Here is a 21,579-nt window from a genome sequence, read left to right as displayed (position 1 = left end):
CGTGTTCCGAGCAGAGGATTATGTAAAAGTGGACAGTCTGTCCGAGGCATATGAATTATGCCAGAAGCGCAGCAGCCTGGTTGTGGGAGGCATGGTGTGGCTTAAGATGACCAATGTGACCAAGCGTACCATCGTGGACCTGTCCGGCCTGGGACTTGATAAAATCGAGGAAACCAAGGAAGAATTCAGGATTGGAGCCATGTGCACCCTGCGCCAGCTGGAGACAGACCAGGGGCTTGGCCAGTATTTCGGGGGCATTTTCAAGGAATGCACACGCCATATCGTGGGTGTCCAGATGCGCAACCTGGCCACGGTGGGAGGCAGCATATACAGCCGTTTTGGCTTTTCCGACATTCTGACCTGCCTGATGGCACTGGATACATATGTGGAGCTTTATCACGGGGGAGTGGTTCCCCTGGAAGAGTTTGCCCAGCGGCCTGTGCGCCGGGATGACAGGGATATCCTGGTGCGTATTATCATAAAGAAAGACGGAAGAAAGGCAGCCTACACCACCCAGAGGAATTCGGAAACGGATTTTCCGGTGATTGCCTGCTGTGTATCGCGGTGGGGCAATGACTGGTATGTGGCAGTGGGTGCCAGACCCGGAAGGGCACGGGTAGTGAAAATCAAGGATGACGGATACGACAGCCTGGCGCAGCTTGCCGGGGAGGCGGCCGATTCCTTTACCTACGGCAGCAATACAAGGGCAAGCGGGCAATACCGCCGCCAGCTGGCTGCTGTGTATACAAGACGCCTTATGGAGAGACTGACGGGAAGGAGTGTAAGCAGAGTATGAATATAGAGTTTCGGTTAAATGGTAAAAATGTACAGGCAGAGGCAGAGCCGGACGATATTTTACTGGACCTGCTGAGAAATCTGGGCTGCTACAGCGTGAAGCGGGGCTGCGAGACAGCCAACTGCGGCCTGTGCACCGTATGGATGGACGGAAAGCCGGTGCTGTCATGTTCCACCCTGGCTGTGAGGGCGGACGGCCGCCATGTCACCACCCTGGAAGGACTCCAGAAAGAGGCGGAGGAGTTCGGCATGTTCCTGGCAGCGGAAGGCGGGGAGCAGTGCGGATTCTGCAGCCCTGGCTTTATCATGAATGTGCTGGCCATGGAGCGGGAGCTTAAAAACCCGGATGAAGAGGCCATCAAGGAGTATCTGGCCGGTAACCTGTGCCGCTGCAGCGGATATATGTCCCAGCTGCGGGCTGTTAAGAAATATCTGGAATCAAAACAGGAGGTGTGAGCAGATGGGATATACAGACGATAAGACATCCGACAGGACATGGGGCCATACATGCGGTGCATGGGGCAGCACATGCAGCAGTGCAGGCAATACTTGCGGCAGCACGGACGGTACATATGCCGGAAGGAATTACCGTGTGGTAGGCGCCCCCTTCATCAAGAAGGATGCCAGGGCTCTGGTGACAGGCAAGCCGGTGTTCACGGACGATTTGGCTTTAAAGGACTGTCTGGTGGTGAAGGTACTGAGAAGCCCCCATGCCCATGCCCTGGTTAAGGAGATAGACTGCGGCGTGGCCGCCAAGACACCGGGCATCGAGTGTATCCTTACATGGAAGGACGTGCCCCGGAACCGTTTTACCATGGCGGGGCAGACCTATCCGGAGCCCAGTCCCTATGACCGGCTCATACTGGACCGCAGGCTGCGTTTTGCAGGAGATGCAGTGGCAATTGTGGCAGGCAGGGATGAGGCTGCGGTGGACCATGCCATGCGTCTCATACGTGTAAAATATGAAGTGCTGGAGCCGGTACTGGATATGCATGACGCCAAGGACGCAACGATACTGGTGCATCCGGAGGAGGACTGGAAATGCCTCTGTGATGTGGGAGCGGACAACAAACGCAATCTCTGTGCATCCGGCGCAGAGGGACACGGGGACCTGGAACAGGCGTTTGCAGGCTGCAGCCATGTAATAGAGCGGGTGTACCACACCAAGGCCAACCAGCAGGCCATGATGGAAACCTTCCGGGCGTACACCCACCTGGATGTGTACGGAAGGCTGAACGTGGTGGCTTCCACCCAGATTCCGTTTCATACAAGAAGAATCCTGGCCCATGCCCTGGATATACCCAAATCCAGGATTCGCGTTATCAAGCCCAGAATCGGAGGCGGTTTCGGGGCAAAACAGACCGTTGTGGCAGAGGTATATCCGGCCATTGTGACCTGGATAACAGGAAAGCCAGCCAAAATCATTTACAGCCGTTATGAGTCCCAGATTGCATCCTCGCCCCGCCATGAGATGGAGGTACGGGTAAAGCTGGGATGTGACAGCAGCGGCATCCTGAAGGCCATGGATGTCTATACATTGTCCAACACAGGGGCCTATGGGGAACACGGACCAACCACCGTTGGCCTGTCCGGCCACAAGTCCATTCCGCTGTATCACACGCCTGAGGCATTCCGGTTCAGCTATGACGTGGTCTACACCAACCGGATGTCGGCCGGAGCTTACCGCGGGTACGGGGCTACCCAGGGAATTTTTGCCGTGGAATCAGCGGTCAGCGAGCTGGCAGCTGAGCTGGGTATGGACCCGGTGAAATTCAGGGAGCTTAACATGGTCAGGGAGGGCGATGTTATGCCGGCCTATTACGGCGAGACAGCGGTCAGCTGTGCCCTGGACCGGTGCGTTGCCAGGGTCAGGAACATGATAGGCTGGGATGAGAAATACCCCAGACGCCAGGTGAGCGGTTCAAAGGTACGGGGCGTGGGACTGGCCATGGCCATGCAGGGTTCCTCCATATCCGGAGTGGATGTGGCGGGCGCTACCATCAAGATAAATGACGACGGTTTTTACAGCCTGATTATCGGTGCGGCCGATATGGGAACAGGCTGTGATACCACCCTGGCCCAGGTGGCAGCCGAGTGTCTGGGCTGTAAACTGGATGATATTGTGGTATTTGGGGCTGATACGGACATTTCTCCTTATGATTCCGGTTCCTATGCCTCCAGCACCGCCTACCTCACCGGAACAGCGGTGGTCAAGGCATGTGAAGCTCTGAAGGAAAAGATTATCCGCAAGGCAGCCAAATACCTGGAGGCAGATGAGGAGGAGCTGGAGTTTGACGGAAGGCGGGTATATAAGCTGTCCTGCGGGGAAGACGGCGCTGCAAAGGAAATCACCATAAAGGACCTGGCAAACAGGGTGCAGTGCGCCAACGAGGATGCCCTTCAGGTGACCCAGTCCCATTCCTCCCCCATATCCCCGCCGCCCTTTATGGCAGGAGCTGCCGAGGTGGAGGTGGATTTGGAAACCGGTCAGGTGGAGTTAATCAGATTTGCTGCCGCAGTGGACTGCGGAACTCCTCTCAATGAGAACCTGGCAAGGGTTCAGACAGAGGGTGGACTGGTCCAGGGAATCGGCATGGCCCTGTACGAGGATGTAAGCTATTCAAAGAACGGAAAGGTCCATGAGAATTCCTTCATGCAGTACAAGGTGCCCAGCCGTCTGGATGTGGGCAGGGTCCAGGTGGAGTTTGAGAGCAGTTTTGAGCCCACAGGTCCCTTTGGCGCAAAATCCATCGGCGAGGTGGTTATCAACACGCCGTCCCCGGCCATTGCCAATGCGGTTTACAATGCAGTGGGCGTGAGGATACGGGAACTGCCCATAACTGCGGAGAAAGTGTTTAAGGGAATGAACGGACTGTAACAATCCAATACCTGCCAGTCCTGAAATAGCAGATAAGCCTTGCATATCCTTTCCAAAAGTTGTATACTAAGACCAGTTATGATTGCGTAACCGGGACAATAAATGCCGTGCTGCACATGCAGGACGCATCCGGTACAGGCGCGTCAGGTTCACACCAACACCAGGAGGAATTGCAATGATTGAGGCAACGAGCTGCGGCGGTGTGGTTATATTTCGAGGGAAAATCCTCGTCCTTTATAAGAATTACAAGAACAAGTATGAGGGATGGGTTTTGCCTAAGGGAACAGTAGAAGCTGGCGAAGAGTATAAAGAGACGGCCCTCCGTGAAGTGAAGGAGGAGACTGGTGTCAGTGCATCCATTATCAAGTATATCGGCAAGAGCCAATACTCCTTTAATACCCCGCAGGATGTGGTGGAAAAGGATGTACACTGGTATCTGATGATGGCCGACAGCTATTACAGCAAACCACAGCGGGAAGAATACTTTCTGGATTCCGGGTATTATAAATTCTACGAGGCATACCATCTGCTGAAGTTTTCCAATGAAAAGCAGATACTGGAAAAGGCCTATAATGAGTATCTGGATTTGAAGAAAAGTAATCTTTGGGGAAGCAAGAAGTATTTTTAAGTAAATATGTACGTATACGAGGGCGTTCTGCGAGGGCAGGACGCCCTTTTGACAATGTCCTTTTCCAAAAGAATAAGCCTATTATGGTTCCAGCATAACCTTAACTGCCTGGGGATTACGTTCCGCGGTCTCATAAGCCTTCTTCCAGTCGGCCAGCTTATAGCAGTGTGATATCAGGCCGTCCGTCTTAATCAACCCCTTTTCGATTCCGCGGATGACAGCCGGATATACGTTGGCGGACAGATGGGAACCGATGATGGTTAACTCCTTGCCGTCTCCGATGGTATTCCAGTCAGCGCTTACCAAATCAGAAAGCACACCCATCTGGACATAGCGGCCGTGATTGCAGAGCACGGCTAATCCCTGGGCAGCGCTCCTGGGGCTGCCGGAGGCTTCCACATAGACACTGCAGCCCAGCCCGTCGGTCAGCTTCATGATTTCCTCGGCCACGTTGCAGGCCGTGGGATTCAGCACAATATCCGCCCCGTAAGCCTTTGCCATCTCGGCACGCTCATCCCTGATTTCCAGGCCAATGACCAGCTTCGGAAGCTTTAAGTTCGCCAGGTTGCACATGGATACGCCGATGGCGCCTAAGCCGGAAATCACCACCACGTCATCATTTTTGATGTCGGCCTGCTCCAGTGCATGCATACCGCAGGCAATGGGCTCCACCAACACGGACTGCTCCTTTGTAAATGTTTTCGGGAGCTTATGTTTCAGGCTGGTTTTTGGAAGCTTTACATATTCTGCAAATCCGCCGTTTGCGTATTCCTTAAAACCAAATACAGCCGATCTTGTACACATCCAGTAGGTTCCGTTTTTGCAGAAATAGCATTCATTGCAGGGAACCACCTGTTCTGCGCAAATGATGTCACCTGCCTGAAAGTCTCCCACATCTCCCTTTGTTTCCACCACCTCACCGTAGAACTCATGTCCCGGAATGCAGGGGGTTTCAATATAACGGTCTGCCTCTGAGGTGCCCCATACCCGGATTCCGCCGTGATATGCCTTCAAATCCCCGGCACAGATACCGCATCCCCTGACCTTCAGGAGAATCTCGCCGTCGGAAAGCTCCGGGACCGGATACTCCTCATAACGGTTATCGCCAGGTGCATAAGTCACTACTGCTGACATTTTCTTCATCTTTTCCATTTTTATTTTTTGACCTTTCTATGAATTAGTTTATTATCACGGTTCCATTTATCCCTTCAAGCCGGAGGTTGCTATTCCCTCCACTAAGTATTTCTGGAAGAAAATGAACATGATTACCGCCGGAAGCACTGACAGGAATGCCATTGCAAACATGGCTCCGTAGTCCGAGGATGAGCCTGGGTCGCAGAAGAGCTTAAGAGCCAGCGACACCGGATATTTTGCCGACTCATTTACATAGAGCAGGGCGGATAAAAAGTCATCCCATCTCCACATAAAGGAGAAAATGCCCGCGGTAATCAGAGCCGGTGATATGAGAGGAAGGATTATCTTTGAAAATATCGTGTAATAGGAGCATCCGTCGATTTTGGCTGCCTCGTCCAGTTCTCTGGGGATTCCATCAATAAAATTAATCATCAGGTACACAAAAAATCCCTGGATGGCGAAAAAATACGGAACAATGAGAGGAAGGTAGCTTCCCACCCAGCCCAGCTTCTGATACCACAGATACTGGGGAATCATGAGTACCTGGGCCGGCAGCATCATGGATATCAGCATGGCGCTGAACAGGAGCTTTTTCCCCTTGAATTCACAGCGGGCAAAGCCGTAGGCCACGAGAGCCGAGGAAATGACGGTGCCTATGGTTGCAACGATGGAGATAAACAAAGAATTTTTGAAGAACACCCCGAAACTAATCTTGGCAAAGCCCTTCCAGCCATTGATGTAATTCTGCAATGTGAATTTCTCCGGAATCAGGGACCCGGCTGTGGCGAAAATGGTGTTTGTCTCCTTAAAGGAACTCATGACCATCCAAATCAGGGGGTAAATCATCATAAGCCCAAAGCCTAATACAAGAACATGATATATTACAGTGCTTATTTTTCGTGTTGTTTTCATCAAAAGCCTCCTTCATATACCCAGAACTTCTTTGTGGCAAACAGGACCAGGGTAATCATACCCACAATGGCAAGCATAATCCAGGCCAGCATGGCTCCGTAACCCGTGTTATAAAACTCAAAGGACTGCTGGTACATGTAAACCGTATAAAACAGGGTGGAATTCATGGGCCGTCCCTGCGTAATGATGTAGGACTGGGTAAATGCCAGAAAACCGTTAATCATCTGCATCACAAGATTAAAAAAGATGGTAGGTGTCAGCAAGGGCAGGGTAATATCCTTAAACTGCCTGAGCTTTCCGGCGCCGTCCACTCTGGCCGCCTCATAAAGAGTGACCGGAATCTGCTTTAGAGAGGACAGGAAAATCAGCATGGAGGAACCAAACTGCCACACAGCCAGGAGAATCAGCACCCATATGGCGGTTCTCGTATCTCCCAGCCAGGAGAGTTCTGAGTGGATTCCAAAAAGGGAAAGCAGGCTGTTTACGACGCCGTCCATGGCAAACATCCGCTTCCACAGGATGGATACCGCTACGGAACCGCCGATGATGGAGGGCAGATAGTAAGCCGCCCGGTAGAACCCGGTAGCTTTTGTGCTCTTTAACAAAATCATGGCAACCAAAAGCGCAAAAATCAGCCTCAAAGGAACGGAAACCAGTGCATAATAGAAGGTAACTCCAATGGCCTTGTAAAATGTCTCATCGGTTAAGACCGCCAGATGGTTTTTTAATCCCACAAACTTAGGCGGTGACAGGATATTGTAATCACAGAAGGAATAGTACAGGGAGATTCCCATGGGAACCACCATGAACAATAGAAACCCCAGGATGAACGGCAGGGTGAAAATCACCCCTGCCGTACTCTCTTTATTTAAATGCGCCTTTAATTTCATGGCCGCTCCTTTCTATTACTTTGACAGCGCCCCATTTCCAATGTTGTAGAGCTCCTTCGCAGCGTCGGCTGCGGTCAGTTCCTGATACCCCACCTTTTCCACCAGTTGGTTCACTGCCTGAATCACCTCTGCGGAACCTTCCGGAGATGGAGGGTCAATCAGGGAGGAGTTGGGCTCCACTACATTGTATACAAAATCAATTACCTGCTGGCTGGACTTGTCCATCAAGCCTGAAATTTGTTCGGATACAACGGAAGACACAGGAATTCCACGCTCTCCCAGAAGAATTTTATTGGCTTCTATGTCATTGTTCCAGTAATTTAAGAATTTGGCAGCCTCATCAGGATTCTTTCCATCAACGGTAATGGAGAAGAACATGCCTGGCTTTAAGTAATTCGCTGCCTGAGGATTGTCTGCGGGCCAGGTGGTAATCCCCACTTCCAGATTGTCCCCGGCTGCATTCTGCAGGGAAGAAAAGGCATTTGACCAGGAAAATGCGCACCAGCTTCTGGTACTTGGGGTGGAGCCGTAAACCAGGGGCATCTGCTCAGGTGTTCCAATGGTACGTTCCGCGTAAATGGACGGTTCGCACATCCATCCTTCGGTAATTCCTTTCTCATAAATATCGAAAAAGGTCTTCAACTGCTCCTCTGTAGCGCCCAGCTTGCCGTCTCCATAGAGCGAAACTCCCTGGGAGCGCATGACATAAGCCGCGAAGTCGGCTCCATTTCCATAAAATACATCTGTCTTATAGCCGGTTTTCTCATAGACCTCCTTGCAAACAGTATAGAATTCCTCCATGGTCATATTGTCGTGGATTTTGATTCCGTTTTCTTCCAGCAAAGTTTTGTTGTACAGCAGGGTAGGGACATTGATTCCGGTTGGAATGGCATAAAGGCCGTCCCCCACTTTGCCGGAATTTAAAATATCTTCACTGATGTTAGAGACGTCAATGGTTCCGTCCTCTACATAGGGAGTCAGGTCCACCAATAAATGATTGTTCACGAACTGGTCCAGGTAAGCGTAATCCATCTGCACGATATCGGGTAAGGTATTGCCGGCGGCGGCGGTGGAAAGCTTGTTCCAATAGTCCGCCCATTCGGCAAACTGGCCGTCAAACGTGATGCCGCTCTGGCTGCTGTAGAGGTCCAGCACCTGCTGGGTCCGCTCATTTCTCGTCTGGTTCCCCCACCAGGAAACAATCATATTGACGGTTCCTGTCTGGCTCTGGTTTGTACCGGCCGCCGTGGCCTCATTTGTATTTTCACTGCTCTGTCCGCTGCCGCAGGCGGTCAATACGGCCGCCGCCAGGGCGCATCCTAATAGTGCTGTCCATTTCTTTTTCATAATAATAAGCTCCTTCCATTTTTCCTTTTCACACATTTGTACAAATCCGTGCTGCTTTATGAAAATATTATAGTTTTTTTGTACAGAAAATGGAACTCAAAAAAACGTTCCCCGGTCCTAAAAAAACGTGGTTTTTCCGGGGGCTGTTTCCCAAAAAACCGGCCTTACAGTTCGATTTTCCGGCTTGCGGGGGCTATGCCCTTGCAAACCGGATGGACTTTTCCTATAATAATAGACATGAAAATAACAGAAGAAATCCATAAAAAATTTAACAATTTTTCTTTGAATAAGAAGTTTACCTGCATTATCTGCTTTGTCCTGGCCATGACTGCGTTAGGGACAGGAACCGGCCTGTGGTGTATCTATCATTCCGGCAACCTCCTTCTGTACGAGGCCACGAAGGAATCCTCAGACTACAGTTCTTCCGCCATAGCAGAACGGCTGTCCAACACAGTGGACATGACAGGGATGATTCTGGCGGATAACTCCATCCAGGACCTTCTATCGGTTGCCTCTGATTCCCAGGCCAGCGACAATGACAAGTCCAAGGCGTTTCGGACCTTATCTTATGTGATACCGGATTACTATCAAAATTTCAGGCAAAACGGCATTTACTACATTAATTTATATAATCCAAGCTACGTGACCTACAGCAATCCGGCCAGATTCCGGGATGTGCCGCCGGAGATAACAAAAGCCCTTTTGGCCGCTGCCCATGAACATCCGGGAGACGCTATATGGGTCACGGATTACTGTGAAGAATACGGCCTCTTTCTTGTCAGGGATGTACGGCGGGCCAAGGATTTTCAGTTGGACACCATTGGGACCATTCTGGTGAATATTAACCTGAACGAGGTAATCCAGAATTCGGCAGGACAGGTTTTTGATTCGGCGCCGCCTCTCTACATCATTTATAAAGAAGGGAAGGAAATCTACCATTCACCGCAACTGGAGAATCAGGCAATCCCTGCAATTTCCAGGGCAGCAGATTATGGGACCATAGGGAATCCGGGAAGTTCCTGTTTTTTCTATACCAGAGGTACAATTCCTGAATTTGGATGGGATTATCTTTGCCTGCGCCCCAATGATTCTGTGGTTCAGGCCCGGCTTTTATCCCTTTTCCTGTCCTTATCCGTCATTGGTTTGACACTGTTTGCCAGTTTGCTTTTTTCCCGGAAAATGTTTCTTTCCATCAGCCGGCATTTTTACCGTCTGCTCAGTAAAATGAACCAGTTTGGAAAGGATGAGCCACTTTCTCCTTCCAGGGAATTTGATTATTCCGGCCGGACGGACGAGATTGGCGCCCTCCATCAGGGCTTTGACCAGATGGCCCGGCAGGTCCAGGAACTGATTCAGAAAAATTACGTCAACGAGCTTCTGACCAAAGAAATGCAGCTCAAGGCCCTGGAAAACCAGATTAACCCGCATTTTCTTTACAATACGCTGGAATCCATCAACAGCTATGCCAAGGCCATAGAGGCGGAACCGATTTCCAGGATGGTGGAGGCGCTGGGGTCCCTGCTGCGCATTACCTTAAGTAAAAGCACGGCTAAGTCGGTGATTGAAAGCGAAGTGGGCATCGTAAAAGATTACATGGCGATTATCCAGGTCCGGTTTGGAGACCGGGTGCAGTATGAACTCTCGATTCCGGAGGAGCTTTACCATACACCCATTCCCAGGCTGACCCTCCAGCCACTGGTGGAAAATGCCATCAACTATGCGTTGGAGGAGATAATCGGCACATTCCGCATCCAGATAACCGGAAAGCGGGAAAATGGAATGGTTATACTTACAGTCAGCAATAATGGCTCCCAGTTCCCGGATAATGTGCTGGAGAATCTGGAAACCAACCAGATATCACCCCACGGCTTTGGAATCGGGCTTTTAAATATCAATAAACGCATCAAGCTTCAGTTTGGAGAAGCATATGGTCTGCATATTTATAATGTGGAATCCGAGGATTTGGCAGTGGTGCAGATTCGGCTACCGGAGGACCAGAAGGACGTATGATAAAACTATTAATTGTAGACGACGAAACGATAATAAGAGAAACTCTTTCTAAGCACATTCCCTGGGAAAATCTGGGGGTCCGTGTTATCGGAACTGCGCAAGACGGCTTAGAGGCCTATGATATCATTATGGATGAATATCCGGATATTGTGATTACAGACATTAAGATGCCGGGGTTGTCCGGCCTGGAGCTTTTGCAGCGAATCAAACGCCTGCACGCAGAGGTGGAATTTATCGTTCTGTCGGGATACGGGGAATTTGAATTTGCCAGGGAGGCCATGCAGTTTGGGGTCCGCCACTATCTGCTAAAACCCTTTAAAGAAACGCTGATTATACAGACTGTGAAGGAAGTAATCGAGGAACTCTCGCAAAAGAGGATTAGCCGGTATCCCCAGCAGTCGTCACCCTTAAAGCATCTTGACAGTACCATGATGCTGAATGTGCTCAACCAGGGCGTGGCCCAGGATACGTCATGCAAAAGGACGGATTTCCAGTCTATCTATGCCCCTTACCGGAAATTCTTAGACTTTGAAAATACGCCCTATGAGTTGTGCTACCTTTATTTTGTGGATGAATCCGCCATGAAACGGGCAGTGGAATTTATCCACGGTTTCCGCCGGGAACACACGCCCGGACTGACCTTTCATATTTTGTACGTACACCAGACACTGCTGTTTTTCTTTCTGTCTTATCAGGTAGAGTATAGCGGTCTGGATGCCTGTATGGAGAAAATACCGCTTCCGGCCCAGACCATCTCAAGCCAGTATAAACGGATTCATTATGAGAATCTCCAGCTGCTTTTGGATGATGTGATTTTAAAGGTAAAACGCTATGAAATTATTTACTATGACAACGACGGCGCTCTGATTACTATCTGTAATTACCGGAGCATAACAAAAGAGGCGGAGCATCTGACCGAGATGCTCTACCAGGAAAATATCCTGGCTGCCAAAAAGGCGCTGGATGAACTGCTGATACTGCTGTCTCAGATTACGGATACCGTATTTTTTTGCCAGCTGGCCTCATCGGTTTTGATGTATTCTGCCTCACGCTGCCTGTTTTTTTCCGCTTTAAATGCAACGGAGCTGCTTCTTAAGCTGCGTACCCTGACCAGCACGGGTGATATGCTGCAGATAATCGTGCCGAAGCTTCACGAAATTTTTGACAAATACCACAAAGGCGAAACAAAAAAAGGCAGCATAAGCGTCCGCATTGATGAGTTCGTGCAAAACAACCTATCAGACTGCAATCTGTCATTAAAATGGATTGCAGAGAACCATCTGTATATGAACATTGATTATGTAAGCAAACGGTTTATGAAGGAAACCGGAGAACGTTTTTCCGACTACCTGACCCGTCTGCGGATTCAAAAGGCAAAGGAACTTTTGCTGGACGAAGGCATGGGAAGCGACAGGATTATGTCGGTAGCGGAAAGGGTAGGCTGCGGCAATAATCCAAAGTACTTCAGCCAGCTGTTCAGAAAAGCCACGGGCATGACCCCAAGCGCATATATTAAATTTATCTCAGGAGGAAAAGATAATGACAACAGAACGATTGAAAGCGAAGACAAACCAGGTGGCCTATAAACTTCTGCACCTGGGCGGCGCGGACTACGACAAGGATAAAAACATTTCCATAGAGGAAGCCATTGCCACTGGAAATGTGGCAAGGGATTTTGGGATTGAGGAATGGGACTGGCCCCAGGGCGTGGGACTTTACGGCCTGTATATGCTGTATGAACAGAATGGTGATGAAAGTTATATGAAATTTTTTGAGGACTGGTTCCGGAAAAACATAGAGAGGGGCCTGCCCTCGCGCAATATCAATACCACAGAGCCTTATCTCACGCTGCTTCAGATTATGGACCGCCTGCCCCGGAAAGACATGTATGAGGAAATGTGCATGAATCAGGCGGACTGGCTGATTCATGAGCTTCCAAAGACAGGGGACAATGGCTTTCAGCATGTAACCAGCGGTATTGGTGACAGAAACGGCGTCATCTTAAACGAAGGACAGCTATGGGTGGATACGCTGTTTATGGCCGTGTTGTTCTTGCAGCAGATGGGGAACCGCTACAACAATCCGGAATGGAAGGCCGAGGCCCTTCATCAGGTATTGGTCCATATCAAGTATCTGTACAACAAGAACAACGGCCTTTTCTACCATGGCTACAGCTTTATACGCAGAGACAATTTCGGCGGTATCTTCTGGTGCCGCGGAAACTCCTGGTTTACGCTGGGAATCACGCTTTATCTGGAACAGGCAGCTGATTTGGACGAGGGGACACGCAGGTATCTTCTGGACACCTTTAAGGCTCATGCAGAGGCGCTGCGCAGCTGCCAGGCGGAATCCGGCCTGTTCCACACCATTTTGGACGACCCGGATTCCTATGAAGAGGCATCCGGAACAGCTGCTATCGCGGCAGGGCTGCTTCGCGGAGTCCGTCAGGGCATCCTGGACAAGAGCTTTGAGCACTGCGCCAATAAGGCCATTGAAGCCCTCTGTGACTGCGTGGCCCAAGACGGAACTGTTCTCAAGGTATCAGCAGGAACTGCCATGGGAATGGATTCAGAACATTATAAAAATATCGGACTCCGCCCTATGGCTTATGGACAGGCATTGACGCTGATTGCTTTTGCTGAGGCTTTAAGGGGATAGCTGAAATTTGATGCGGTATGGATATCCAGACAGGTATCCAAATTATGACGGAATTGAATCGTTAAACTATAAGGGCGTTCTGCGGGAGCAGAGCGCTCTTCTTTTGGACCATATAACTCTGATAAATCCATTTTCTTCTATTTTTTGTAAAATATCCCATGCCCCCACCTTGTCATATCATGAAAAACCCCTTTTAATATTGTCATCAAGGGAAAGAAACAGAGCAGACTCCACCATATCTTGTATAGAAACAATTTTCAATAGGGAAACTAATTTTAGTAATTGTGAATGGAAGCAGTATGGAACAGTTGGTTGCAGACAATTTAATTTATCAGACGGAGGCGTGGATGGACAAGGCAGCAGTGTTGCAGCAATTTGAAAATTATTTAAGATATGAGGAAAAGGCTGAAGCTACAATAAGTAAATACCTGCATGATGTGAGTGAGATGATGGCGTATATGGGAGATTCAGAAATAAATAAAGACCTGCTCATTCAATATCGGCAGGATATAAGCGCCAAATGCAGGGCGCAGACTGTAAACGGCAAGCTTTCAGCAGTAAATGCATTCCTGAAATTCATGGATTTGGAGGAATACAGGATTAAGTTTTTAAAAGTTCAGAAGCGGTCATATTTGGATGAAAAACGGGAGCTGAATGAAAGTGATTACAGAAGACTTCTGGAGACAGCCAGGCGCCAGGGAAAAACACAGCTATATCATCTGATGCTGGTACTGTACGGCACAGGCATCAGAATCAGTGAGCTGTCCTATGTTACGGTGGAGGCAATCAATCATGGGAATGCGGAAATCTGCATGAAGGGGAAATACAGAGTCATTATTTTTCCTAAGAAATTAGTAAAAAGACTTAAGGAATATATAAAAGCATTAAATATAAAAAGCGGATATGTATTCCGCACAAGAACCGGAAGAAATCTGGACAGAAGCAATGTTTGTCATGCCCTGAAGCGATTGTGCAAGGACGCAAGAGTCGAATCTTCCAAAGTTTTCCCCCATAATTTCAGACATCTTTTCGCAAAGAGTTTTTATTCTATTGAAAAAAATCTAGCACACCTGGCAGACGTTCTGGGGCATTCGTCCATAGAAACTACGCGGATTTATGTTGCAGGAAGCATCAAACAATACGAAAAAATAATGAACAGAATGAAGATTGGGATAGAAATACAAAAACCACAGAATAACCATTCTGTGGTGTCATGCCTGTATATTTATTGATGGGTCCATACATTATTTGTATTTTATAACAAAACGCAGACAGAGTCAATATACATATCTCTTTTTTTTCTACTGCAACAAGGCCGGAAATGAACATAATTGTCAGCCGGCCACTTACGCATGTCATAATTTTGCATTCTATTATCAGTAAAGACAGTTGTTTTTTAAATAATCTCCCTAAATATAAAATCCCTTACAAATCATTGCACACAGTGTACCGCAGAATGGTTATTCTGTGGTCTTTCCATAAATTGAGGTACCGCAGAATGGTTATTCTGAGGTACACACCAGCGGCCTGGAATTTGGACTGGCATTGTTCTTCGGAAATAACGCATATCTATGCAGGGAAAGGAAGGTTATATGGATGCTGAAGAGCTGAAAGACCTGATTATTGCAGAGGATGACATCCTGAGAGATGGGGGAAGGTATCCGGAACAAACGGCTACCATGTTTATTGTCATTGAGGGATGCAGCCAGGGGATAGTCAGGGGATATTTACAGACATTTTACTATGAGGACCCCTTTTTTTTCAGGGGCCTGGATAATTTGCTGGTTCTGATAGAAGCCATAATGGATGCAGCTGCTTACCCATCCAAATGCAATGAATACCGGCATTTGAGCAGGACGCCCCGGACGATGGGGGAGGCGGATGGGAATATGGTTGTGACAAGGCCGGAAAAGCTGCAGCCGGCCAGGTACAACCTCAGTGACCTCTGTACAGTCAGCAAAAAGAGATTGTTTTCCATAAGGGTATACGCAAGGCGTAATTCCAGCATACAGGGCATCCTTAAGAATTATAAGGGAAGCGTCAGCTTCCGCAGCGGAATGGATGTCATACGTGTCATGCATGAATATCTGAAAGAGGAACTGAATGGGTACAATGGCTTTAGACAAGGGCTGGATTGATATACATGCGCATATACTTCCGGGGGTTGATGATGGGGCAGGCAGCTGGGAGGAGGCTGTTGTACTTCTGAACATGGCCTATAAGCAGGGAGTCAGGCATATCATAGCCACTCCTCATTACAGGCGCTGGGAAGATACGGATTTATTAAAGCATATATGCATGCATCTGAACAAAAGGGCAGGCGCCATATCAAAGGATTACCATGTCAGCCTGGGGCAGGAAGTCATGTATTTTGAAAATCTCCCGGAGTATCTGGACAGGGGAAAGGCCCTGACTCTGGCAGAGAGCAGATATGTGCTGGTGGAATTCGAGCCCATGGACAGTTTCAGCAGGATTGAGAGGGCGGTACGGCAGCTGGTGCAGGCATCCTACTTTCCGGTGGTTGCCCATGCTGAACGGTACAAATGCCTTGCAAAGGACGGGCTGGCCGAAGAACTGGTGGACTGCGGGGCGTATCTGCAGATGAATTCCAGAAGCCTGAAGGGTAAGTATACGGATGAAAAGGTCCGATGGTGTAAACGAAAGCTGAAGAATGGAGTGATTCATTTTATTGCTACGGATATGCACAATGTAACAATCCGGCCTCCGGATATAGAGGACACGATTTTGTGGATGGAACGCCACATGGGAAGGGAGGCAGCAGTCCGGATTGCCCTGGAAAATCCGGAACATATATTAGCGGACAGGATGCTGTGACAAAAGAAAACGTATGGAAAAGGTAACTGCAATGGAAAAGAATTTGTATGAGGATGAAAATGATATTGAAATAGACGTGATGGAACTGCTGTTTACATTTAAGAAAAAAGCCTGGCTGATTATATTGGCAGCTGTGGCGGGATGCCTGGCAGCCGGCCTGTTCAGCAAGTTTATTATAAACCCTGTTTATACATCCACGTCCATGGTATATGTGCTGTCCAAGGAGACAACGCTGACGTCCCTGGCGGACCTCCAGATAGGAAGCCAGCTGACTAAGGATTACAGCGTCATGATTACCAGCCGGCCTGTATTGGAGCAGGTGATTGAGAAACAGGGATTGATATTCACGTATGATGAGCTAAAGGAAATGGTCCGCATCACTAATCCCGCGGACACCAGAATCCTGAACATGTCTGTAGCGGATACGGACCCGGTAAGGGCGAAGGCGATTGTGGATGAGATTGCAAAGGCATCTTCCGATTACATAGGCGACATCATGGAAATGATACCTCCTAAAATCATAGAGCAGGGCGTGGTGGCTGACGAGCCGTCCTCCCCAAGTGTAAAGAGGAATGCAGCCATAGGGGGAATGGCCCTGGCTGTTCTGGCCTGCGGCCTTATAGCCCTGCAGGTCATCATGAACGATACCGTGCGTTCCGAGGAAGACGTGGCCCGGTACCTGGGGATGAGCGTATTAGCTTCTGTGCCGGACAACAGCGAGATGGCAGAGGAACACAGGAAGGAAGAGAATTCAAGGAAGAAAAACAGCAGGAAGCAAAAGGCGGACGGGAAGAATAACGGAAAAGGCGGTGTGAAAAGGTGGAACAGACACTAAAGTTAAAAAATTCGGAGAAAAAGGATTATCACTACGAGGAAGCCATCAAAACCCTGCGTACCAACATCCAGTTTTGCGGCAGCAGTCTGAAGGTCATCATGTTTACAAGTTCGCTGCCGGACGAGGGGAAAAGTGAAATAACCTTTGCCCTTGCCTCGTCCTTTGGGTCTATTGGAAAGAAAGTACTTCTGGTGGACGGGGATATCCGCAAATCCGTACTTGTAAAGCGATATGAGATTAAAGGAAATCCCAATGGATTGTCCCAGTATCTGAGCGGCCAGAAGCCACTGGACAAGGTGCTCTACCACACGGATACCGAGAATCTGGACATGATACTGGCCGGACCCTATTCTCCGGACCCGGCCGAACTTCTGGAGGACACATTATTCAAAGATATGTTGGAGAAGTCCAGGAATAATTACGACTATATCATAATCGACACGCCTCCCATGGGGAGCGTTATAGACGGAGCCATTATAGCCAGCCACTGCGACGGGGCTGTCATTGTTGTGGAAAGCGGTACTATCAGTTACCGCCTGGTCCAGAAAGTAAAATCGCAGCTGGAAAAAAGCGGATGCCGTATATTGGGAACCGTGCTGAACCGAGTTAAGGCCGGATATGAAAAAGGGTATTACAAAAAGTATTACGGCAAGACATATGGTAAATATTATGGGGGGGGGGGTGAAATGGTTTAGGATGTGAAGAAGATTAGGTGGAATGTGATATGAATCAGCACCGTTACGGAAAAAGGCTGGAGCGTAAACGTAACTGGAGAAAAGCAGTCATGATTGCGGGGATAATTCTGGCAGGATGTTTTATCTATCAGACCTGCCGTTTATATAAAGAGAAGAACGCTTCCGCAGAAGAAGCGGCGCAGTGGCGTCTGGAGCAGACAGGGGCTGTTTCCGCGGATGCCAGGGACAGAATCGTGTATCAGGGAAGGGGTTACCGGCGCAATACATATGTTAAAGCAATATTATGCCTGGGAATTGACCGGAAGGGACCGCTGGATGAATCCATGGTTCCGGGCTCGGGCGGCCAGGCGGATGGTATTTTTCTGGTGGCACAGGATACAGCCAGAAACCGTGTCAGCATTCTTGTGATACCAAGGGATACTATGACAGAGATAACCCTGACCGATTTAAGCGGAAATGTTCTGGGCCAGGGTATCCAGCATCTTACACTGGGATATGCGTACGGGGATGGCAGGGAAAAGAGCTGCAGGTATATGACGGAAGCTGTAAGCAGCCTGCTGGGAGGCCTGGGCATTGACGGTTATATGGCCGTCAGCATGTCGGCCCTGCCTCTTATGAACGATGGGGTGGGAGGCGTCACGGTTGTAATGGATGAAGACGGACTGGAAAAAGCCAATCCGGATTTTACCCCGGGCAAAATAATTACGCTTGACGGAAAACAGGCGGAGGCATTTATCCGTTACAGGGATATCAATCAGCCCCAGAGCGCACTGACCAGGACGGAACGCCAGAAAACATACATACAGGGGTTCCTGAAAGCGGCCCGGATAAAGGCCGGAAGGGATGAAGGTTTTGTTCCGCGGCTCTTAAAGGACCTGGAGCCGTACATGATTACGGATATGGCCAAGGACCAGTATATGGATATGGCTTTGGCTTTTCTGGGAAGCGGCCAGGACCTGGCAGGAGCCGATATGCTGACCCTTCCGGGGGAGGCTGTGGAGACATCCATTTACGACGAGTACCATCCTGACAAGGAGCAGGTACAGACAATCATACTCGATATGTTTTACCGGCTGGAAGAATAGCCGTATATCACTCACAGGATAATAAGTATTGTAACAGATACTTATCATAAAAAACATAAGTTACACCAAGAAAGGAAGGGCGGGAACCATGAGAAAAAAAATCGCAACAATTGTATTAACTACTGCGCTTGCAGCATCCCAGGCTGTGTGCACATATGCAGCCGGCAGCGCAGGGACAGACCCGGTAATCAACAGCGGCAGCAGCAGTGACGGCAGCAGCTACGACTCGGGAGTAAAAACAGGCACCACCACAAGCAGTACATCTGCCACAAAATCAGGACAGGGAAATAATGTGGTCCAGATTGGAGTTGGGCAGACATCATCAGGAGCACAGGTGGAGACAAACAGCAGAGGACAGGCTGTTGTGGGAAACACGGCTCTGGAATTTGTACAGGACAGCGGAAACGCTGTTGCAGGTCTTCCTGAGTCAGTGGTCAGCGCCATCAATGGCATTAACAGCGGACGTCCTTTAAACGAGGCTGTTCCGGATGTGGACCTGACAGGATACAATGCCCTGGTGGGAACCCATGCAATTGTAACAAAAGATGCTGCAACCAATGCAGAGAAGACAGGGGCGGTGGAAGTGCCTCTTTATATTCCCAATATGGTGGATGGATTAGGCGACATTGAAGTTCTTTTCTACGACAACATGACAGGAACCTGGAAGGTGATAAAACCCAACAAGGTTGACATTGGCTCCAAGATGATATGGTTTGAAGTTCCTAACTCAGGTACGTTTTCAGTTATTTACAAGCGGTAGAGTCTTAAATGGCGGTACAAAGGGTGGGGATGAAATTGAAGGGTAAAGACAGATTTGTTTTAGAGAAATACCTGCCCTGCAGCAGACTGGCAAGGATGTGGATTCTTTGGGGATATGATATGGCGATGGTGTGGATTTGCGCCTATCTTGCCCTGGGGCTGAGATTTGATTTGAATCTCAGCTCCATTCCTGTCAGATATGCAGGGGAGGTATGGAAATACTGCCTTTTACAGATGGCTGTTGTCTCTGCAGTGTTTTATGCGGGACGCCTTTATGCCATTATGTGGGGAGCTGCCGGAATACGTGAAATGATGGAGGCAGCCATGGCGTGCCTGGCTGCCGCTCTGTTTCAGACCGCAGGAATCCTCCTGTTCGGCATACAGATGCCAAGAAGTTACTATGTGCTGTGGTTTGTACTGATGACGGCGGCCGCTATGTGCGGGCGTACCAGTTATCAGGTGGTTCAACGAATCATAAACAGGCTGAACCGGGTAAATGAAAAAGGAACCATTACCCGGGTCATGGTTGTTGGGGGAGGGAAAGCCGGGACCCTGATTATCCGTGAGATGAAGGCCAGTGAAAAAATTCATAACCTGCCGGTATGTATTGTAGATGACGACAGGGGTAAACAAGGCCGTGTCATTGACGGGGTAAGGGTCTGCGGCACCAGGAATGATATACCGGAGCTTGTCAGAGAAAAGAGAATTGATGCGATTTTTGTTGCTATTCCCACGGCTGCGCCGGAAGAAATCCAAAGCATCCTGAACCTATGCCAGAAAACCGGCTGCCAGGTAAAGACCCTGCCGGGAGTATACCAGCTTATGAACGGCGAGGTGAGTATATCCAGACTGCGCAAAGTGGAGATAGAAGACCTTCTGGGCCGGGAGCCTGTCAGGGTTAATCTGGATGAAATCATGGGGTATGTGAAGGATAAGGTTGTACTGGTAACAGGCGGAGGCGGATCCATTGGCAGTGAGCTGTGCAGACAGCTGGCAGGCCATAAAGTAAAGCAGCTGATTATATTTGATATATATGAAAATAACGCATATGAAATCCAGCAGGAACTGAAACGGGAGCATCCCCAGCTGAATCTTGTGGTGCTGATAGGTTCTGTGCGCAATACAAACCGCCTGGATTACCTGTTCCGTACATACCGGCCGGATATTGTCTACCACGCAGCAGCCCATAAGCATGTACCGCTGATGGAGGACAGCCCCAATGAAGCCATCAAGAACAATGTGATGGGGACATATAAGACAGCCAAGACAGCCATCCGGTACGGAGTCAGGCGGTTTATCCTTATTTCCACGGACAAGGCAGTAAATCCAACCAATATCATGGGCGCAAGCAAACGGCTTTGTGAGATGGTGGTACAGATGTGCAACCAGAAAAGCGGGACTGAATTTGTGGCGGTCCGGTTTGGAAATGTGCTGGGCAGCAACGGCAGCGTGATACCGCTTTTTAAACAGCAGATTGAGAACGGAGGACCGGTGACAGTAACCCACAGGGACATCATACGGTATTTTATGACGATTCCCGAGGCAGTCAGTCTGGTGATACAGGCCGGGGCCTATGCAAAGGGCGGGGAAATCTTTGTCCTGAATATGGGAAAGCCTGTCAGGATATTGGATATGGCTGAGAATTTAATCCGCTTGTCCGGATATGAGCCGTACAGGGACATAGAAATTTCCTTTACCGGGCTGAGGCCTGGTGAAAAGCTGTATGAAGAATTACTCATGGATGAGGAAGGACTTCAGAAGACTGGGAATGACCGGATATTTATTGGAAGGCCCATTGAGATGGACTATGACAGGTTTGAACGGGCGCTTCGGAGGCTGGGAGAGGCGGCATGGAACGAAACAGGTGATGTACGCCGGATTGTGCATGAATTGGTACCTGAATATCATTATAAGACAGATGATTCCAGGACGGCAGCCCAGGAAGCTGCTGTTGGAATAGAGCCTGGAAGTGATTCACCGGCAGCCGACCGGCTGCTGCTTCACCAGAGAATGGCCGTATGCAGCATATTTGCGTGCGATGGGAGCGTAACAAAACCATAAAAGGGCATTCATGCAGGATTGTCGCCATTGCGCATTCTGTTTGGATGCCTGTTATAT

20 protein-coding genes are annotated in these 21,579 nt (G+C 49.2%); 16 read left to right on the top strand and 4 right to left on the bottom strand.

The window, feature by feature from the left end:
* Position 1 precedes the first annotated feature (1 nt).
* The 4 genes from FGS84_RS16360 (at position 2) to FGS84_RS16345 (ending at position 4,301) form a co-directional block, all read left to right on the top strand.
* Positions 2-796, top strand: a complete 795-nt coding sequence (locus FGS84_RS16360) for an FAD binding domain-containing protein (protein WP_138309602.1) — start codon at positions 2-4, stop codon at positions 794-796.
* Entirely contained in the window at positions 793-1,251 is a 459-nt protein-coding gene (locus FGS84_RS16355) for a (2Fe-2S)-binding protein (RefSeq protein WP_138309601.1), read from the top strand. The genes FGS84_RS16360 and FGS84_RS16355 overlap by 4 nt, the downstream gene beginning before the upstream one ends.
* Before the next feature lie 4 nt (positions 1,252-1,255).
* Positions 1,256-3,673 carry a molybdopterin cofactor-binding domain-containing protein gene (locus FGS84_RS16350; RefSeq protein ID WP_138309600.1) on the top strand — a complete coding sequence of 806 codons (2,418 nt, stop codon included), beginning with the start codon at positions 1,256-1,258 and terminating at the stop codon, positions 3,671-3,673.
* Positions 3,674-3,848: 175 nt separating this feature from the next.
* The gene (locus tag FGS84_RS16345) at positions 3,849-4,301 is read left to right on the top strand and encodes an NUDIX domain-containing protein (protein WP_002567924.1); all 453 of its coding nucleotides are present in this window, start codon (positions 3,849-3,851) and stop codon (positions 4,299-4,301) included.
* Between the two features lie 81 nt (positions 4,302-4,382).
* Here the strand turns inward: FGS84_RS16345 and FGS84_RS16340 are convergent, their stop codons facing one another.
* From FGS84_RS16340 to FGS84_RS16325, 4 genes are all read right to left on the bottom strand, one after another.
* Complete coding sequence (locus FGS84_RS16340; RefSeq protein WP_243129998.1) at positions 4,383-5,435, bottom strand: alcohol dehydrogenase catalytic domain-containing protein; 1,053 nt, start codon at positions 5,433-5,435, stop codon at positions 4,383-4,385.
* A gap of 66 nt (positions 5,436-5,501) precedes the next feature.
* Positions 5,502-6,347, bottom strand: a complete 846-nt coding sequence (locus tag FGS84_RS16335; RefSeq protein WP_138309599.1) for a carbohydrate ABC transporter permease — start codon at positions 6,345-6,347, stop codon at positions 5,502-5,504.
* Positions 6,347-7,237 (bottom strand): sugar ABC transporter permease, encoded by an 891-nt coding sequence (locus FGS84_RS16330; protein ID WP_138309598.1) that lies wholly within the window; start codon positions 7,235-7,237, stop codon positions 6,347-6,349. The genes FGS84_RS16335 and FGS84_RS16330 overlap by 1 nt, the downstream gene beginning before the upstream one ends.
* A gap of 15 nt (positions 7,238-7,252) precedes the next feature.
* The gene (locus tag FGS84_RS16325; protein ID WP_138309597.1) at positions 7,253-8,584 is read right to left on the bottom strand and encodes an extracellular solute-binding protein; all 1,332 of its coding nucleotides are present in this window, start codon (positions 8,582-8,584) and stop codon (positions 7,253-7,255) included.
* Positions 8,585-8,866: 282 nt separating this feature from the next.
* On the opposite strand from FGS84_RS16325, the gene FGS84_RS16320 reads away from it, so the two are divergent.
* The 12 genes from FGS84_RS16320 (at position 8,867) to FGS84_RS16270 (ending at position 21,522) form a co-directional block, all read left to right on the top strand.
* Positions 8,867-10,594: a sensor histidine kinase gene (locus FGS84_RS16320; protein ID WP_171042655.1), complete on the top strand. Its 1,728-nt coding sequence runs from the start codon at positions 8,867-8,869 to the stop codon at positions 10,592-10,594.
* The gene (locus FGS84_RS16315; protein WP_138309595.1) at positions 10,591-12,180 is read left to right on the top strand and encodes a response regulator; all 1,590 of its coding nucleotides are present in this window, start codon (positions 10,591-10,593) and stop codon (positions 12,178-12,180) included. Before FGS84_RS16320 ends, FGS84_RS16315 begins: the two co-directional genes overlap by 4 nt.
* A complete protein-coding gene (locus tag FGS84_RS16310) occupies positions 12,134-13,252 on the top strand; it encodes a glycoside hydrolase family 88 protein (RefSeq protein WP_138309594.1) in 1,119 nt (372 codons plus the stop codon). The genes FGS84_RS16315 and FGS84_RS16310 overlap by 47 nt, the downstream gene beginning before the upstream one ends.
* A 7-nt stretch (positions 13,253-13,259) precedes the next feature.
* A complete protein-coding gene (locus FGS84_RS30910) occupies positions 13,260-13,631 on the top strand; it encodes a hypothetical protein (RefSeq protein WP_171042648.1) in 372 nt (123 codons plus the stop codon).
* Positions 13,552-14,484, top strand: a complete 933-nt coding sequence (locus FGS84_RS16305; RefSeq protein ID WP_347563845.1) for a tyrosine-type recombinase/integrase — start codon at positions 13,552-13,554, stop codon at positions 14,482-14,484. Before FGS84_RS30910 ends, FGS84_RS16305 begins: the two co-directional genes overlap by 80 nt.
* 360 nt (positions 14,485-14,844) lie before the next feature.
* A complete protein-coding gene (locus FGS84_RS16300; protein WP_138309593.1) occupies positions 14,845-15,390 on the top strand; it encodes a hypothetical protein in 546 nt (181 codons plus the stop codon).
* On the top strand, positions 15,356-16,087 hold the full coding sequence (locus FGS84_RS16295; protein ID WP_138309592.1) for a CpsB/CapC family capsule biosynthesis tyrosine phosphatase: 732 nt from the start codon (positions 15,356-15,358) through the stop codon (positions 16,085-16,087). The genes FGS84_RS16300 and FGS84_RS16295 overlap by 35 nt, the downstream gene beginning before the upstream one ends.
* A 13-nt stretch (positions 16,088-16,100) precedes the next feature.
* Positions 16,101-16,922 (top strand): Wzz/FepE/Etk N-terminal domain-containing protein, encoded by an 822-nt coding sequence (locus FGS84_RS16290; RefSeq protein ID WP_347563844.1) that lies wholly within the window; start codon positions 16,101-16,103, stop codon positions 16,920-16,922.
* Complete coding sequence (locus FGS84_RS16285) at positions 16,907-17,617, top strand: CpsD/CapB family tyrosine-protein kinase (protein ID WP_138309590.1); 711 nt, start codon at positions 16,907-16,909, stop codon at positions 17,615-17,617. The genes FGS84_RS16290 and FGS84_RS16285 overlap by 16 nt, the downstream gene beginning before the upstream one ends.
* 29 nt (positions 17,618-17,646) lie before the next feature.
* Positions 17,647-18,702 carry an LCP family protein gene (locus tag FGS84_RS16280; protein ID WP_138309589.1) on the top strand — a complete coding sequence of 352 codons (1,056 nt, stop codon included), beginning with the start codon at positions 17,647-17,649 and terminating at the stop codon, positions 18,700-18,702.
* A gap of 88 nt (positions 18,703-18,790) precedes the next feature.
* Positions 18,791-19,462, top strand: coding sequence for a hypothetical protein (locus FGS84_RS16275; protein WP_138309588.1), 672 nt, complete (start codon positions 18,791-18,793; stop codon positions 19,460-19,462).
* 95 nt (positions 19,463-19,557) lie between these two features.
* Positions 19,558-21,522: a nucleoside-diphosphate sugar epimerase/dehydratase gene (locus FGS84_RS16270; protein WP_171042657.1), complete on the top strand. Its 1,965-nt coding sequence runs from the start codon at positions 19,558-19,560 to the stop codon at positions 21,520-21,522.
* The last annotated feature ends 57 nt before the right edge of the window (positions 21,523-21,579 follow it).

The organism is Clostridium sp. 1001271st1 H5 (assembly GCF_005845215.1).
Classification (GTDB): domain Bacteria; phylum Bacillota; class Clostridia; order Lachnospirales; family Lachnospiraceae; genus Enterocloster.
The sequence above is the reverse complement of the archived record's forward strand: the minus strand, read 5'-3'. Positions and strand labels throughout refer to the sequence as shown.